The 16,768-nt window shown below is 67.0% G+C and carries 9 protein-coding genes; 6 read left to right on the top strand and 3 right to left on the bottom strand.

Going from position 1 to position 16,768, the window contains the following annotated elements; all coding sequences use genetic code 11:
- Positions 1 to 23: 23 nt before the first annotated feature.
- The 4 genes from malF to JANGC3_RS0109390 all read left to right on the top strand — a co-directional run bounded on the left by malF (position 24) and on the right by JANGC3_RS0109390 (position 5,149).
- Positions 24 to 1,535 carry a maltose ABC transporter permease MalF gene (gene malF / locus JANGC3_RS0109375; RefSeq protein ID WP_017876230.1) on the top strand — a complete coding sequence of 504 codons (1,512 nt, stop codon included), beginning with the start codon at positions 24 to 26 and terminating at the stop codon, positions 1,533 to 1,535.
- A gap of 12 nt (positions 1,536 to 1,547) precedes the next feature.
- A complete protein-coding gene (gene malG / locus JANGC3_RS0109380) occupies positions 1,548 to 2,438 on the top strand; it encodes a maltose ABC transporter permease MalG (RefSeq protein WP_017876231.1) in 891 nt (296 codons plus the stop codon).
- A 1-nt stretch (position 2,439) separates the two neighbouring features.
- On the top strand, positions 2,440 to 4,125 hold the full coding sequence (locus JANGC3_RS0109385; protein ID WP_051068261.1) for an alpha-amylase family glycosyl hydrolase: 1,686 nt from the start codon (positions 2,440 to 2,442) through the stop codon (positions 4,123 to 4,125).
- Between the two features lie 124 nt (positions 4,126 to 4,249).
- Complete coding sequence (locus tag JANGC3_RS0109390; protein WP_026132770.1) at positions 4,250 to 5,149, top strand: carbohydrate kinase family protein; 900 nt, start codon at positions 4,250 to 4,252, stop codon at positions 5,147 to 5,149.
- 52 nt (positions 5,150 to 5,201) lie between these two features.
- Here the strand turns inward: JANGC3_RS0109390 and JANGC3_RS0109395 are convergent, their stop codons facing one another.
- Positions 5,202 to 11,600, bottom strand: coding sequence for a DUF3320 domain-containing protein (locus tag JANGC3_RS0109395; protein WP_017876234.1), 6,399 nt, complete (start codon positions 11,598 to 11,600; stop codon positions 5,202 to 5,204).
- 105 nt (positions 11,601 to 11,705) lie between these two features.
- Complete coding sequence (locus JANGC3_RS0109400; RefSeq protein WP_017876235.1) at positions 11,706 to 12,941, bottom strand: HD-GYP domain-containing protein; 1,236 nt, start codon at positions 12,939 to 12,941, stop codon at positions 11,706 to 11,708.
- A 237-nt stretch (positions 12,942 to 13,178) separates the two neighbouring features.
- Between JANGC3_RS0109400 and JANGC3_RS0109405 the strand changes: the two genes are divergently transcribed.
- Positions 13,179 to 14,465, top strand: coding sequence for an O-acetylhomoserine aminocarboxypropyltransferase/cysteine synthase family protein (locus tag JANGC3_RS0109405; protein ID WP_017876236.1), 1,287 nt, complete (start codon positions 13,179 to 13,181; stop codon positions 14,463 to 14,465).
- Between the two features lie 151 nt (positions 14,466 to 14,616).
- Here the strand turns inward: JANGC3_RS0109405 and JANGC3_RS0109410 are convergent, their stop codons facing one another.
- On the bottom strand, positions 14,617 to 15,546 hold the full coding sequence (locus tag JANGC3_RS0109410; RefSeq protein WP_232429683.1) for a LysR family transcriptional regulator: 930 nt from the start codon (positions 15,544 to 15,546) through the stop codon (positions 14,617 to 14,619).
- A 94-nt stretch (positions 15,547 to 15,640) separates the two neighbouring features.
- Here JANGC3_RS0109410 and JANGC3_RS0109415 point away from each other — a divergent pair, with 94 nt between their 5' ends.
- Entirely contained in the window at positions 15,641 to 16,618 is a 978-nt protein-coding gene (locus JANGC3_RS0109415; RefSeq protein WP_035788492.1) for an aldo/keto reductase, read from the top strand.
- Positions 16,619 to 16,768: the final 150 nt, after the last annotated feature.

Consider the following 16,768-nt stretch of genomic DNA (forward strand, 5'->3'; position numbering starts at 1 on the left):
CCCATCTTTACAGGTAAAAAATCGTGCGCAAGTTTATCGGTCCTTCGATACTGACAATCAGCCTGGCGCTGGGTCTGTATCTGCTGTTCATGCTCTACTCCACCGGCCAGACCATGCTGGCCTGCATCTGCCTCGGCGCGCTGACGCTGACCGGGTATATCTTCACCTCCAGCCGCGCCTACGCCTACCGCTACCTGTTCCCAGGCGTCGCGGCGGTGATGGTGTTCGTCCTGCTGCCGCTGGTCTACACGGTGTCGATCGGCTTCACCAATTTCAGTTCGAAGAACCTGCTGACCTTCGAACGCGCGACCCAGTACCTGCTCGACGAAACCCAGCGCACCGACAGCGGCGGCTACGCCATGACCTTGTACGGCGACGGCAAGCAGTTCCGCATCAAGCTCGAACGCGCCGACACCAATGAACTGTTCCTCAGCGGCCCGCTGGCGCTGCGCCGCAAGGTGCCGCTGAAGGTCGACGTGGCGCCGCTGGACCCGCTGCAAACGCCGCTGCCGGGCCAGCCGCTGGGGCTCAAGGACGTCATCGAGCAGCAAGCCGAGCTGAAAATGCTGACGCTGGTCATGCCCAACAAGATCGAGCTGCGCATGGTCAGCCTGCGCGAGTTCGGCCCGATCGCCCACGTCTACGCCGCCGCCGCGGACGGCAACCTGAAAAAGCTCGCCACGGGCGAGCTGATCAAACCGAACTTCCAGACCGGCTTCTACCAGAGCCCGGAAGGCGAATCGCTGGAACCCGGCTTCAAGGTCAACGTCGGCTTCGCCAACTTCGCCCGCATCTTCGCCGACCAGGCCTTCCGCGAGCCGTTCCTGCGCATCTTCGTCTGGACCGTGGTGTTCTCGACCATCACCGTCGCCACCACCACCGGCCTGGGCATGGCGCTGGCCGTGTTGCTGAATTGGGACGCGCTGCAATTCCGCGGCCTTTACCGCACCCTGCTGTTCCTGCCGTACGCGGTGCCGGGTTTTATCTCCATCCTGGTGTTCAAGGGCTTGTTCAACAATAACTTCGGCGAAATCAACCTGGTGCTCGACGCCCTCTTCGGCATCAAGCCGGCCTGGTTTTCCGACACCACGCTGGCCAAGACCATGATCCTGATCGTCAACACCTGGCTCGGCTACCCCTACATGATGGTGGTCTGCATGGGCCTGATCAAGGCGATTCCGGCCGACCTGTACGAAGCCTCGGCGCTGGCCGGCGCCGGCCCGCTGACGAACTTCTTCAAGATCACCATGCCCTTGATCATCAAGCCGTTGACGCCGCTGATGGTGGCCAGCCTGGGCTTTAACTTCAACAACTTCGTGCTGATCAGCCTGCTGACCGGCGGCCGCCCCGACTTCCTCGACACCAAGCTGCCGGCCGGCACCACCGACTTGCTGGTGTCCTACACCTACCGCATCGCGTTCGAGGACTCCGGCCAGAACTTCGGCCTGGCGGCGGCCATCTCCACCATCATCTTTCTGCTGGTGGCAGCCATCTCGCTGGTCAACATGCGCCTGACGCGCATGAACAAAGCTTAACAGGAGCGCACCATGGCAATCGTAGTAGACCGATCCAACCGCTGGCGCATCCTCGCCGCGCACGTCGCCGTCATCGCGCTGATCGCGCTGGTGATGTTCCCCTTCCTGATGATACTGTCGATCTCTCTGCGCCCCGGCAATTTCGCCGCGGGCAGCCTGATCCCCGCCGAAATCAGCTTCGAGCACTGGCGCCTGGCGCTGGGCATGTCCTACCAGGGGCCGAACGGCGCCCTGGTCGAGCCCGACTTTCCGGTGCTGCTGTGGCTGTGGAACTCGATCAAGGTCGCCACCATGACCGCCGCCGTCACGTTGCTGCTGTCGACCACCTGCGCCTACGCCTTCGCGCGCATGCGGTTCCGCTTCAAGGCGCAGGCCCTGAGCACGCTGATGCTGCTGCAACTGTTCCCGGCGGTGCTGGCGCTGGTGGCGATTTACGCCATCTTCGACACCATCGGCGCCTACGTGCCGTGGCTCGGCATCGACAGCCACGGCAGCCTGGTGCTGGCCTACGCCGGCGGCATCGCCATGCACATCTGGACCATCAAGGGCTACTACGAAACCATCCCGGTTGAAATCGAGGAGGCGGCCAAGGTCGACGGCGCCAGCCCGTGGCAAACCTTCGTCTACGTGCTGCTGCCGATGACGGTGCCGATCCTGATGGTGGTGTTCCTGCTGGCCTTCATCGGCGCCATCATCGAATACCCGATCGCCTCGGTGCTGCTGCACGAACAAAACAACCTGACCCTGGCGGTCGGCTCCAAGCTCTTCCTGTACGAGCAAAAGTACCTGTGGGGCGACTTCGCCGCGGCCGCCATCCTGTCCGGCCTGCCGATCACGGTGGTGTTCCTGCTGGCGCAAAAATGGATGATCTCCGGCCTCACCGCCGGCGGCGTGAAAGGCTGACATGCGTACATCACGCGGCCCCGCCCTCCGCTCCCGCTTGCGCCTGCTGCCGTTGCTGGCGCTGCTGGCGGGGTTGGCCGATCCGGCCGCCTCGGCGTCCCCCGTGGCCCCGGCCGCCGGTTTCGCGGCCAACCCGATCGTCTACTTCGCCGTCACCGACCGCTTCGCCAACGGCAACCCCGGCAACGACCGCTCCTACGGCCGCGGCCCGGACGGCGCCGGCGAGGCCGGCACCTTCCACGGCGGCGACCTGGCCGGCCTGACGCAGAAGCTGCGCGACGGCTACTTCGCCGGGCTGGGCGTCAACGCCCTGTGGATCACCGCGCCGTACGAGCAAATCCACGGCTGGGTGGTGGGCGGCAAACAGAGCTTCAAACACTATGCCTACCACGGCTACTGGCCGCTCGACTACACCCGCCTCGACGCCAACATGGGCACGCCAGACGAACTGCGCGCGCTGATCGACACCGCCCACGCCCAAGGCGTGCGGGTGTTGTTCGACGTCGTCATGAACCACCCCGGCTACGCCGACATCGGCACCCTGGCCGAATACCAGGTGCCGGTGCTGTGGAAGGGCCACGAGAAGGCCACGCTGGCCGACTACCACGGCTATATCGACTATAACAACTTCGACTTCGCCCAATGGTGGGGGCCCGACTGGGTGCGCGCCGGCCTGCCCGGCTACCAGGAGGGCGGCGGCGACGACTTCACCATGCAACTAGCCTACCTGGCCGACTTCCGCACCGACAGCCCGACAGCGGTCGGCCTGCCGCCCATCCTGCAAAACAAGGCCGGCAGCGGCGCGCGCGCCCTGCCCGGCACCAGCGTGCGCGGCTACCTGGTCTCATGGCTGAGCGAGTGGGTGCGCGAATACGGCGTCGACGGCTTCCGCTGCGACACCGTCAAGCACGTCGAGCCGGACAGCTGGCGCGCGCTGAAAAGCGCATCGACGGCCGCGCTGGCCGACTGGAAAAAACGCCACCCGCAACAGAAAATCGACGACGCCCCGTTCTGGATGACCGGCGAAGCGTGGGACCACGGCCCCGAGCGCAGCGGCTGGCACGACGCCGGCTTCGACTCGATGATCAACTTCGACTTCCAGCACCGCGCCGGCGGCGACTGGAACGCCGTCGACGCCGAGTACCGCCGCTACGCCGGCCTGCTCGGCAAGGGGCCGCGCTACGACATCCTGTCCTACATCTCCTCGCACGACACCTTGCTGTTCCCGCGCGAGAACCTGCGCCATGGCCTGAGCGCCCTGCTGCTGGCGCCCGGCGGCGTACAACTGTTCTACGGCGACGAAAGCGGCCGCCAGCCCGGCGCCGCGCCGGACGGCGACACCCAGCAGAACACCCGCTCCGACATGAACTGGGAGCGGCCCGACGAGGCGCTGCTGGCGCACGCGCGCAAGCTCGGCCAGTTCCGCGCGCGCCACCTCGCCCTGGCGCGCGGCGCGCACAAGCGCCTGGGCCAGCAGCCGTATCTGTTCTCGCGCGTCGACGCGACCTCGGGCGACCGCGTGCTGGTGGCGCCGGACGCCATCGGCGAGCTGACCTTGAAGGTGCACGGCGTCTTCGCCGACGGCGCGCAAGTGCGCGACGCCTACAGCGGCCGCGCGGCGACGGTGCGCGACGGCGCCGTCAGCCTGCGCGCCGACGGCGCCCTGCTGCTGGAAGCGGCGCCATAACGCGAGGCGCCCGCGCCCTCAAATATAAGTCGGGTTAGCCCGCAGCACTGCGTCTCGCTTCGGCCAACATTGTCGGATTACGCTACGCTAATCCGACCTACGACAAGCTAACGGAGCAATCACCATGACAACAAGCCACGACGTATTGGTCGTCGGCGGCGTCGGCATCGACACCATCGTGCAAGTGCCTTCGCTGACCCTGCCGGCGGCCGACTCGCTGCACGTGCCGGCCATCCGCGACTACGTCGCCCACACCGGCAACGGCGTCGCCCTCGGCTGCCTGGCGCTGCAACTGCGCACCAAGTTCATCGACTTCATCGGCGCCGACCGCCAGGCCGAACTGATTCTGGCGCGCTACCAGGAACGCGGCCTCGACTTCAGCCACCTGGTGCACGACAGCGGCACCCGCCGCAGCGTCAACCTGATCGACCCGCAGGGCCGGCGCCTGTCGATGTACGACGGCCGCCATCCGTACGAGTTGCGCATGCCGCGCGAATTCTACCTGCCGCACCTGAGCGCGGCGCGCCATGCGCACCTCTCCATCATGCACTGGGTGCGCGAGCTGTACGACGACGCCCAGGCGCTCGGCGTGAGCACCTCGACCGACCTGCACGACTGGGACGGCGAGAACCCGTACCACCTCGACTTCGCGCTGCGCTCGGAGCTGGTGTTCGTCGGCGCGGCGGCGCTGGGCGAGCGGGTCGGCGGCGTCATGGCGAGGATTCTGCGCGACGGCAGGGCGCGGGCGGTGGTGGCGATGGCCGGCGAGCGCGGTAGTTATCTGCTGGCGCGCGGCGATGAAGCGCCGCGGCACTTCCCGTGCGCGCCGCTGCCGCGTCCCGTCGTCGACAGCAACGGCGCCGGCGACTCCTTCGTCGCCGCCTTCCTGGCCGCCTGGCTGCGCGGCGCGCCGCTGGAGCTGGCGATGCGCCACGGCGCCGTCGGCGGCGCGTTCGCCTGCGGCTGGCATGGTACGCATGAGCGGTTTATCGAGCCGCACGAGTTGGCGTTGCAGGTCGCGTAGGTCGGATTAGCGGAGCCAACGTTGTCGGGTTACGCCCTTGGGCTAACCCGACCTACGAAATTCCCTCTTTTTTAGCGGCGACGCCGTTGTCAATGTGGATGCGCGCGCCGGCGCGGCCGTGCGCCAGCGCCCGGCCGATGCGCTCCTCCGCCTCGGTCGTGGTGCGCGCCATGCCAAGCATGCGGCACACCGACCGCCCCAGGTCGTCACGCGAGGTGCTGCCATGCTCCGACAGGATAAACAGCGCCAGGTTGCCGATCTCCTCCAGGCAAATTTCCTCGATCGGGCGCTTTGACTCCGCTTCGCCGCCGGGCAGGCGGAAGCCCTCCCACGTGCTCGGGTCGAGCCCGTTAGGCCAGTAAAACCCGTCGCCGGTGCGCGCGATCTGCGCCGGCGCTAGCCCGCTCAGCAAATCCTCGATGCGCCGGCCGGTCCGCGACAAGCCCCAGGCGCGCATGACGCGCTTGAACGCCAGGTGGTGCGCAACCGGCCCCTCGGCGTTGGCGACCTGCACCAACTGATCGCGCAGCGTCTGCTTCGAGGCGGCGTCGTAGAAACTGCCCGACACCCCCGCCGGCAAGGGTGTCGGCCGATATCGCGGCAGTTCAGCCGGGCCGGCCTCCAGCACAACGACATGCGCCGGCGCGACTGGTTCACCGGCGTCCAACGCGAGCGCTTCCCGCGCCAGCAACTGCTGCAGGCGCGCCAGCAGTTTGCGCGACGCTTCCCGCGGGTCCAACCACCAGTCGGTCGACCAGATCCGCTGCAGTTCCCAGCCCAAACCTTTCAGCACGTGCTGGCGCAGGCGATCGCGGTCGCGCGCGGTGGCGCCCGAATGGTAGTTGCGGCCGTCGCACTCGACGCCGAGCAGATAGCGGCCCGGCGCGCGCGGATCGACGACGCCGATATCGATGCGGTACGCCGACACGCCAACCTGCGCATGCACGGTCCAGCCTTGCTCGCGCAGGACGCGGATCACCTCCAGCTCGAACGGGCCGTCCGGTTCGGGTCCGGCCGGCGCGGCCTGTTCGGCCAGGGCGCGCGGCCCGCGAATCGCAAACTCCAGGTAGTTTTTCAAGTCGCGCACGCCGGCGGCGCGCACCCGCGACAGGTCGATCTGCTCCGGCAGCAAGGTGCTGAACACCACCACGCCCTGGCGCGCGCGCGACACCGCGACGTTCAGCCGCCGGTGTCCGCCCTCCAGGTTCAGCGGGCCGAAGTTGAGGTTGACCTTGCCAGTCGCATCCGGCCCGTAGGTGATCGAGAAGTAGATGATGTCGCGCTCGTCGCCTTGGACGTTTTCCAGGTTCTTGATGAACAAGGGCTCGTTCAGCGCCAGCGCGATCGCCTGGTCGAGCGCGGCCGAGGCGCGCCGGCGCTCGTCGAGCAAGCGCTCAATCAGGTTTTGTTGGGCCTGGTTGAACGTCACTACGCCCAGGCTCAGCGCGCAGCGCGCCGGGTCCAGGTAATGGTTTTCGATCGCCTTGACGATGGCCAGCGCCTCGGCCCGGTTGGTGCGCGCGCCACCGCGGTCGTACACGCCCCGCACGTGTTCGAAGCGCACGCCGCGGTCGTCGGTGGCCGGCGACGGGAAGGTCACCAGGCGGCTCTCGTAATAGGTGACGTTGCTGAAGGTGATCAGGCTTTCATGGCGGCTGCGATAGTGCCAGTTCAGGCTCAGTTTGGGCATGCCGATGCTCAGGCACTCGTCGAGAATGCTCTCCAGATCCTGCACATCGTCCTCGCCCACGCCGTCCTCGTCGTCGAGGCGGGTGAAGAAACTCGTCGGCGGCAACTGCTTCGGGTCGCCCACGCAGGTCAACTGGCGCCCGCGCGCGATCACGCCGACGGCGTCCCACACCGGTATCTGCGAAGCCTCGTCGAAGACCACGACGTCGAACGGCGCGTGCGCCGCGTCCAGGTACTGCGCCACCGACAGCGGCGACATCAGCAGGCACGGCTTCAATTTGGCCATCAAGGTCGGCAGGCTTTGGACCAGCTGGCGGATCGGCATATGCTTGCGCTGCTTTTGCAGTTCGCGCCGCAGCTTGCCCATTTCGGAATCGGCGCCCGGGGCGATGCCGGCGCTGGACGGCACCTGCGCCGCCAGCCGCGCCACGACGTACTGCTGCGTCAGCAACTGGAAGCGGGCGTCGGCGGCCTGGAATTCGCGGATTTTGCGTTCATGGTCGGCGCTGGAGAAGGTGCACAGCACCGTTTCCAGGTCCACGCTTTTCCTCAACCACCAGTTGCGGTAGCTGTACTCGAAAAACTCCGGGATATCCGGCAAGGCGACGGCGCCGCTCTCCAGACTGGCCACCAGGCCGTGCAGCCCCTGGCCGATGGCCTTGGCGCGCACCCGCCGCCACAGGCACCATGGCTGCAATTGGCGCGCCGCCGCCTGCCAGCCTTGCAGCAGCGCCAGCAGCGTGGCGATGGCGCCGGCGGCGGCGGGCGCCATCGCCAAGGCGCCGCCGCACGCGGCTATCCGGTCGACGTTGGCCAACTCGCCGGTGAACATCCGCAAGGCTTCGCGGTAGGCCAGCAGCGCGGCGCCGAGCGCGCCGTCCGGCTTCAGCATGGCGCGGTTTTCCGTCACCAACAACTGTAATTTCTCTCGCAGCGCCGTGGCGCGTTCGACGTCGCCGCCGGCCATGCCGACCAGCGCGTCGGCGAATTCGCCGGCCCAGCCTTCGGCCGCTTCGACCGCGGCCCAGTCGGTGTTATGCGCCGCGTAACCGCCCTGCAGCAGCGCGCCGGCGTCCGCCGCCATCGACGCCAGCGCGGCGTCTTCCGCGTTCAGCCGCCCCAGCGCCCCCAGCAAGGGCGCGACCTCGTCTTCGCGCGGACGCTGCGCGTCGCCCCTGAACTCCCGGATGCGGTTGAGCACGGCGCGTTTCGCGAACCAGCTCTTGGGCCACCACGCGGCGCCGGCTTCGGCCCATTGCAATGTCAGTTCCGCGGCGGCTAGCGTGGCAAGCTCCTCGCGGTAGGCGCCGCCCAGCGACTCCCATGCCTTGTGCCGCGCCAGGCCGTGCCGGCGCAACTGCGCCAAGGTCGCGCGCGCCGCTTCATCGTGGGCGGCGCGCGCGACGCCGGGTGGCATATGCGGCGCGCGCAGCAAGGCGTCGGCGAGCCGGTCCAGGGCGCCCAGCTCATGCAAGGAGAGTCCGGCGTCGGGCAGTCCAATCGCCGCCAAAGCCGGCGCCGCCCGCTCCCGCAAGGCGCCGGCCGCCGTGGCCAGGGCGGCGGCCGCGTCGAGCACATCCTGCTGCCAGGATGGGGTCCAGTCGGCGTTGGCGATGTCCGCCAGCGGATGCGCGCCCAATTGCGACAGCTGGCCGGCCAAGGCCGCCATCTGCCGCGAGGTATCGCGCAAACCCTCCAGCTCGACCCGGCTGTGCTGGTTGGCATCAAGCCAATCCATCGTTGCCGGCCGCCGCTCGGCGTGCTTGATGCACACGCCGATGGCGTCGTAGACGCTGAGGTCGTTGGGATGGACCCGGTGCAGCGCGTTGGACAGCGCGTTCAATTCCCGGCGCAGCGCGGCCAGCCGATCGGCCTCCAGCTCCCAGTCCTTGACCGAGCGCGCGCCGGCCGCTTCCAGCGCGTCGCCGAGCTGCTTCAAGACGCTGCTTTTCTTGGCCTTCGACGAATGCAGCTCCAGGCAGAACGCGCCCAGCCCCAGGGAGTTCAGGCGCCGGTGCACCACCTCCAGCGCGGCCATTTTTTCGGACACGAACAGCACCGATTTCCCGGTCGCCAGCAGGTGCGCGATCAGATTGGTGATGGTTTGGCTCTTGCCGGTGCCCGGCGGGCCTTCGACGACCAGGTTGGTGCCGGCGCCGGCCACGCAGATCGCCCGCAGTTGCGACGAGTCCGACAGCAGCGGCGCGAACAGGTCTTGCGGCCGGTGCGTGTCGTCCAGCGTGGCCGGGGCGAAGCCGATGGCGTTGTCGGCGAAGGCCTTGCCGGGGTGGTTGATCAGGTGCGCGACGACGCTGTTTTCCAACAGCGCCTTGTGGCGGCTTTGCAAATCCTTCCACATCAGGAATTTGGTGAACGAGAAAATACCCAGGTGTACCTGCTCCTTGACCTCCCACCCCTTCAACTCGGTCACGTGGAGCCGGAAAATCTGCAGGATGCCGGCGACGTCGATGCCCTTGTCGTCGCCCGACAATACCTCGAACGAAGGCAGCTTCAAGCCGAAGTCCTGCAACAGCTTCTGCACCAGCGTTGGGTTCACCAGCGCCTCGTCGTCGTGCCGGGTCAGGCGGAAGCCGCTGCGCACCGACTGGCGCGACAGTGTCACCGGGATCAGCAGTATCGGCGCCAGGTGGCGCGCCTCGGCGTCCTTGTCCTCCTGCCATTCGAGCATGCCGAACACCATGAACAAGGTATTGGCGCCGCCCTCTTCCAGCCCGGTGCCGGCGGCGCGGAAGATCTCCAGCAGGCGCGCCTCCAGGGCCTCCGCCGGCACGTCGACGATCAACTCGCCGCGGCCGAGCGCGTCGCCGGCCAGCGCGTCGAACGGTGTGGCGCCGGTGCGCGCGGCGAACACGGCGGCGTCGCGGTGGTCGCTGCCGGTCATCACCGGCGGCAGCGCGCGTATTTTGAACTCCTTGCCTTCGGCCAGCACGTCCTCCAGGGCGCCGGGGTTCGGGCAAATCACCCGCACATTGGTTTTCGCAGGTTTGAAGTTGAGCAGGCGGTTGCGCAGGGTTAAATCGAGCAGCTTGCTTTTCCAGCGCGCCAACCGGCCGTCGGGCGTGTCGGGGATGTCGGACCGCGTCAGCGGCGGCACCACCGGGTCCAAGGGCGGCAGCGCCGGCATGTCCTCGATCGCCTGCGCCGCGTCGATGGCCAGCGGGGTTGGCGGCGCGGCGCTGGCGGAGCGCGAGCGCAGCGGCAGGATCTGCAGTTCCCGGGCGCGGCGAACGTCGATCGCGTAGAGGAAAGCGCTGGCTTCATTCAACTCTTCCGCGCCCCGCGCGCAGGCCTGGCGCAGCGACGGCTTCTGCCCGCCGGCGACGCCGGTGGTTTCGAAGACGATGAACTCGCCGGAACTCACGCGCTTTCTGAGCGTTTGCACGTCGTCGACCAGGGCGGTCGGAAAACAGGTTTCGATCAGCCACACGCCGACCCAGGCGTGACCCTCCTTGAACAACACCACCGGATGCAGGCCGGCCTGCTCCAGGCAGGAGGCGAACAGCATGGCCAGGTCGAGGCAGGTGGCGACCCTGCCGCCGAAGATGCGCTCCGGCGTGCGGATTTTCTGGCCGTCGGCGCCGAACGACGCCGGCGGATTGGCATACTGTAGGTCTTCCGCCAGCAGCGTGCTGTACAAGGCCGACACCTGCTGCCAGACTTTTTCGCGGTTCTTGGCCTGGTAGCCGCTCATGGCCGCGCCGGCTGAGGCCGCGCGCAACAACGTCGAGGCGGCGGCGATGAGTTGGTCGACCACCGGTGAATTCGGCATGCAAAACGCCGCCAGCAATTCCGGCAGCGAGCGCGTGCCGGCCCATTGGTCGTAGGCCAACACGTCGATGGCGCGGCTGGCCTGCGCCACCGGCCGGCCCTGCGCCGTCGCGCTGACCTGGATCGCGGCGCGCTCCGACTCGTCGAGGGCGCTCAGGTAGGCGTGGTCCGGTTGCAGGTCGATCGGCGCCATCTTGCGGCTCTCGCCGGGCATCAAGCGCTCGAACTTGAGGCGGGTGCCGAGCGCGAACGCGGGCGCGCAGCGGATTTCGACGTCGACGTCGAGCAGCGGCGCCGCGCCCGTGTTGAGCAGGGTGAGGGCGCGCACCACCGGGACGTTGTTTTGAATTGCCGCGTAGCCGATGGTGCGGTCGGCGGCGATGTGAATGTCGAGCATGACGGCGGGGTCCCGCGGCGCGGACGGCGGCGCCCGCTCGCCGGGCGATACGGCGGCGCCAACGTCGGCGCCGAAATGCTGCACCAGCGCGTCCAGGCCGCCGTTGAAGCCCTGCCCCGTCGCGCCGAAGCGCCAAGCGCCGTCGAGGCGATACATTTCCGCCAATATCAAGGCGCGCTCGGCGCTGAAATCGGCGCCGGCGAAGGAGAACGCAACGCCTTCCCGCCCATCCTGGAGCAGTCGGACGTGGCCATGCTCCAGCTGCCCCATCGAGCCGGCGCCGTCAATGGCCGCCGCCAGCACCAGCCGCTCGACCGCGGCGGGCAGGCGCTCCAGCTCGAAGGTGAAGGTGGCGTCGGGCGCGCCGGCGGCCATGGCCACGCCGCCGCAGGGCGTCGCCGGCTGGTTGAAGAAGGTCATATAGTCGTCGTGCCACAGCTGGCCGGCCGCGTCGAGGCCGAAGCAAACGAAATCGATAGTCAAGCCAGGGCCGCTTGCCGACAACCGCGCCACAAATCCGCTGTCGACGCTCAATGCGTCAGCCAGTTTGACGCGCTGTCCTTTGTCCATTTGCATTGATACTGCCTTGTCGAGAATAGAGGTTCAGCCGCCGACTGCCACGCAGATCCGAACGGCTTGTTATTGGGTCGGCTATTTTCGCATGCAGTCTTGCGAACCGCTTTATCCGTTCGCGCGCACGGGCGCGAATTCGCCTGCCCACAACTCGTCGATCTGCACGAACGTCCATTTCTCCCGTGGTTCGCGCCCGGCGATGCGGTCGCTGGCGTGTTTTTGCGACAGGTCGATGCGCTCGACCGGGATGTAGGTGTCCGACTTGGTCGAAAAGAAGACCTTGACGACCGGCTTGGTAAGCTGGGCCGGGTTCTGTTCAAGCACCACGGCCAGGCGCCCGCTGTCCATTCTGACCAGGGCGCCGGTTGGGTAGATGCCGAGGGTTTTGATAAACGCCGACAATATTTTCTGGTCGAAATGGCCCTTCCATGAAATCATCTGGGCCACCGATTCAGCCGGGTCCCAACCCGACTTGTACGGCCGGTTCGAAGTGATCGCGTCGTACACGTCGCACACCGCCCCCATGCGCGCCATCAGCGAAATGTCCTCGCCGGCCAGCTTGTCCGGATAACCGCTGCCATCGTATTTTTCATGGTGGTGCAGACAGACGTCGAGCGCCGCCGCGTTGGCGGCATCACCGCGCACCAGCAGCTCGTAGCCGCGCACCGGGTGCCGCTTGACGGAGTCGAATTCCTGGCTGGTTAGCTTACCCGGCTTGTTGAGAATGTCGTTTGAAATGGTGGCCTTGCCGATGTCGTGCAGCAGCCCAGCCAGGCCGGCGTCGCGGCATTGCTCTTCGTCCATGCCGAGCGCGCGCCCCAGCGACACCATCAACGCGCACACCGCCACCGAGTGCATATAGGTGTAGTCGTCGCTGGTTTTCAAGCGCGCCAGGCTGATCAATGCGCCGGGGTTGCGCAACATCGATTCGGCGATTTCCGTCACCAGCGGCACGCATTGCTCCGGGTCGATGGCGTTGCCCAGGCGCGCCTCGTTGAACATCGACGCGGTGGCGTCGCGGGCTTTGCGGCACAGTTTCGCGGCGCGTTGCATTTCCTCGCCGAAGCTGGCGCTCACCGGCGGCAGCGCCGGCGCTTCCGGCAAGACCACGCGCGGCGCGGCGGCCGCTGGCGCCACGGCGACCGGCGGCGCCACATCCTCACCTTTTTCGATATCTATCCAGCACTCGGCCACGCTGCTGCCATGGGCGGCCAGCAGATCGGCCGGTTCCAGCAATAAAAACTTGGTTTTCCAAAAAGGATGTTGCAGCCAGGCGCCGTCGAATCCATTCAGGAACATTCCCAGGCGCAATTCCCGCACTTTGATTTTTTTTAGATTGTTCATTTTATTTTCCAGTCGGCGGCAATTCTTGCGGTGCATATTGCTGCTTATTATTGCTTATTACTTATTGCCTATTACCTATTACTGCCGACTTATTACAGCATACCTATTTCAGCCGACGTAGCATCCAGACGCCAGATGGAAAATCGCTATATCGATATCACTTAAAATTCTAACAGATGGTGCTTAATAGAAAAATTTTTCATGCCACAATAGTTTTTTTTATATCCTAAGGACATCATGAAGCTCGAAACGCTCGCCGTGCACGCCGGTTACTCGCCCGACCCGACCACCCGGGCGGCGGCGGTGCCGATTTATCAAACGGTCGCCTACGCCTTCGACAACGCCCAGCACGGCGCCGACCTGTTCGACTTGAAGGTGCCCGGCAATATCTACACCCGCATCATGAACCCGACCCAGGATGTGCTGGAAAAACGCGTCGCCGCGCTTGAAGGCGGGGTCGCCGCGCTGGCGGTGGCGTCGGGCATGGCGGCGATCACCTACGCGATCCAGACCATCGCCGAGGCCGGCGACAACTTCATCTCCGCCAGCCAGTTGTACGGCGGCACCTACAACCTGTTCGCCCATACCTTGCCGCAGATCGGCATCGAGGTGCGCTTCGCCGACGCGCGCCAGCCCGACACCTTCGCCGCGCTGATCGACGCGCGCACCAAGGCGATCTTTTGCGAGTCGATCGGCAACCCGTTGGGCAACGTCACCGACTTCGCCAAGCTGGCCGAGATCGCCCACGCCCACGGCATCCCTTTGATCGTCGACAACACCGTGCCCAGCCCCTACCTGTGCCGGCCGATCGAGCACGGCGCCGATATCGTGGTCCATTCGCTGACCAAATACCTCGGCGGCCACGGCACCAGCGTCGGCGGCGCCATCGTCGACAGCGGCAAATTCCCCTGGGCCGAGCATAAGGAGCGCTTCAAGCGCTTGAACGAACCGGACGTCTCCTACCACGGCGTGGTCTACACCGAGGCGTTCGGGCCGGCGGCCTTTATCGGCCGCGCCCGCGTGGTGCCGCTGCGTAATATGGGGGCGGCGATCGCGCCGTTGAACGCGTTTTTGATCTTGCAGGGAATCGAAACGCTGGCCCTGCGGATGGACCGCATTTGCAGCAACGCCCAGGCGCTGGCGCAGCACCTGGCGCGCCATCCGAAGGTGGCGTGGGTCAACTACGCCGGGCTGGAGGACCACCCCGACCACGCGCTGGCGCGCCAGTACATGGGCGGCCGGGCCTCGGGGATTTTGTCGTTCGGCTTGAAGACGGCGTCGCGCGACGATCCACGCGCGGCCGGCGCGCGCGTGCTCGACGCGCTACAATTGTTCACCCGGCTGGTCAACATCGGCGACGCCAAGTCGCTGGCGACGCACCCCGCCTCGACTACGCACCGGCAGTTGAATCCGGCGGAGCTGGCCAAGGCCGGCGTCTCCGAGGACATGTTGCGCCTGTCGGTAGGCATCGAGCACATCGACGACTTGCTGGCCGACCTGGAGCAGGCATTGGCCGCCGCCTGAGGCGTATGCCTTGCGTCAACATCAAGCGCCAGCGTGTCGTGGGTCGGATTAACGCAACGCGTCGTCCGACGCCGAGCCGCCGCCGACGCCAGTCGGGTTACGCCGTTGCGACCCACCCGACCTGCGAAAAGCGCGCTCACTTTACTCCCGGCTAGAATTTCTCGGCTACCAGGTAGTCGATCAGCACGCGCACTTTCAGCGCCAGGTGCGGCCCCGGCATGTAGACCGCGTGCACCGCGCCGGCGTAGGGCGCGCATAGTTGCCACTCCGGCAGCAACTGGCGCACCGTGCCGGCGGCCAGCGCGGCGCCGGCGCTGAAGTCGGTCACCAGGCCGATGCCGGCGCCGGCCTCGACCGCGCCGAGGATCGCCGCGCTGTTGTCGATGGTTAGCCGGGTCGTCACCGCCACGCTGTGGCGCACGCCGCCGCGCTGCAACTGCCAGCGATCGCCGTGCGAGAGATAGCCGAAGTGGATGCAGTCGTGCCCGGCCAGCGCCTGCGGCTGCCGCGGTTCGCCGCGCGCCGCCAGGTAGCCGGGCGCCGCCACCAGGATGTAGCGCATGTCACCGAGTTGCCGCGCCGCCAGCCCCGGCGCCAGCTGGTGCGCGATGCGGATGCCCAGGTCGTAGCCCTCGCCGACCAGGTCGACCAGCCGGTCCACCAGCGTCAGGCGCAGGTCCACCTCCGGATACAGCGCCAGGAAGCGCGGCAGCCGCGGCGCCAGCCAGACCTGCCCCAGCACCACCGGCGCGGTGACGCGGATCACGCCGTTCGGACGCGCGCTGTAGCTGCCCGCCAGCGCGTGGATCTCGCGCGCGGTGCTGAGCATGCGCGCGCAGCCGTCGTGGACTTGCCGGCCCAGCTCGGTCAGCGCCAGCGAGCGGGTGGTCCGGTGCAGCAGGCGCCCGCCCATGTGCGCCTCCAGCCGCGAGACGTGGCGGCTGACCGCCGAGGTGGTCAGCGCCAGCTGGCGCGCGGCGGCCGAAAAACTGCCGCTGTCGACCACTTGGGCGAAGATCGCCATTTCCCTGAGCATTTCCACCGTCGCCACCTTTGCACACAGATCAACAATGCTTTGCATTTTAAGGTAATTGTTTATTTATTGGTGCAGATACATACTCAACCCCGTGGCAACATTTCTCACTTACTCAGGAGCGGCAAGCATGGAACAGCGGATGAAACAACGTCAATTGGGGGCCAGCGGTTTGCGCGTCTCGGCCATGGGCTTGGGCTGCATGGGCATGAGCACCACCTACGGCCCGGCCGACGACACCGAATCGCTGGCCACGTTGCGCCGCGCGCTCGAATTGGGCGTCAATTTCTTCGACACGGCCGAGCAGTACGGCCCCTACCACAACGAGGAGTTGCTGGGCCGCGCCTTCGCCGGGCGCCGCCACGAGGTGGTGCTGGCGACCAAGTTCGGTTTTAAAATCGAGGACGGCGTGACCACCGGCGTCACCAGCGACCTGTCGCACATCCGCCGCGCGGTCGAAGGGTCGCTGCGCCGTCTCGGCACCGACTATATCGACTTGCTGTACCAGCACAGGATCGACCCGCGGGTGCCGGTCGAGGACGTGGTCGGCGTGATGGCCGAGCTGGTGCGCGAGGGCAAGGTGCGCTTCCTCGGTCTGTCCGAGGCGGGCGTGGCCAACATCCGCAAGGCGCACGCCGTGCATCCGATCACGGTGCTGCAAAGCGAGTACTCGCTGTGGGAGCGCAACCTGGAAGTGGCGATCCTGCCGGTGCTGCGCGAACTGGGTATCGGGCTGGTGCCCTTCAGCCCGCTCGGCCGGGGCTTCCTCGGCGGTACCGCCCTGCGCGCCGAGCAATACGCGCCGTCCGACTTCCGCCACCTCGACCCGCGCCTGCAGGGCGACAACTTCGACGCCAATATGCGCGCCGCGCAGGTGGTCGGCGACATTGCCGCGGCCAGACAGCTGACCCCGGGCCAGGTGGCGCTGGCGTGGGTGCTGCAACAGGGCGACGACATCGTGCCTATCCCCGGCACCAAGCGGCGCAGCTATCTGGAAAAGAACGCGGCGGCCGCCGAGGTCACGCTCAGTCCGGCCGAAACGGCGACGCTGGAGCGGGCGCTGCTGCAGGTTTCCGGCGAACGCTACAGCAAGGAACGGATGGCCTGGATCGACCGCTAAGCGCCGCGCCTGTTGGCCGGTTTGCGGCACGCACCCGTGCGCCGCAAACCGGCCGCGACCCGGCGTTGCTGCCGATCAATGCGGCCCCGGCCGCCCTTCCGTACAGTCGAGTTCGGGCAGCCCGCCCGGATCGACTCAACCTGGGAGGAA

The organism is Janthinobacterium sp. CG3, assembly GCF_000344615.1.
GTDB lineage: Bacteria > Pseudomonadota > Gammaproteobacteria > Burkholderiales > Burkholderiaceae_D > Janthinobacterium.

Excerpts from the sequence above, each read along its gene's own strand:
- malG (WP_017876231.1), top strand. The coding sequence starts at position 1,548 with ATGGCAATCGTAGTAGACCGATCCAACCGCTGGCGCATCCTCGCCGCG.
- JANGC3_RS0109385 (WP_051068261.1), top strand. The coding sequence starts at position 2,440 with ATGCGTACATCACGCGGCCCCGCCCTCCGCTCCCGCTTGCGCCTGCTG.
- JANGC3_RS0109390 (WP_026132770.1), top strand. The coding sequence starts at position 4,250 with ATGACAACAAGCCACGACGTATTGGTCGTCGGCGGCGTCGGCATCGAC.
- JANGC3_RS0109395 (WP_017876234.1), bottom strand. The coding sequence starts at position 11,600 with ATGCAAATGGACAAAGGACAGCGCGTCAAACTGGCTGACGCATTGAGC.
- JANGC3_RS0109400 (WP_017876235.1), bottom strand. The coding sequence starts at position 12,941 with ATGAACAATCTAAAAAAAATCAAAGTGCGGGAATTGCGCCTGGGAATG.
- JANGC3_RS0109405 (WP_017876236.1), top strand. The coding sequence starts at position 13,179 with ATGAAGCTCGAAACGCTCGCCGTGCACGCCGGTTACTCGCCCGACCCG.
- JANGC3_RS0109410 (WP_232429683.1), bottom strand. The coding sequence starts at position 15,546 with ATGCAAAGCATTGTTGATCTGTGTGCAAAGGTGGCGACGGTGGAAATG.
- JANGC3_RS0109415 (WP_035788492.1), top strand. The coding sequence starts at position 15,641 with ATGAAACAACGTCAATTGGGGGCCAGCGGTTTGCGCGTCTCGGCCATG.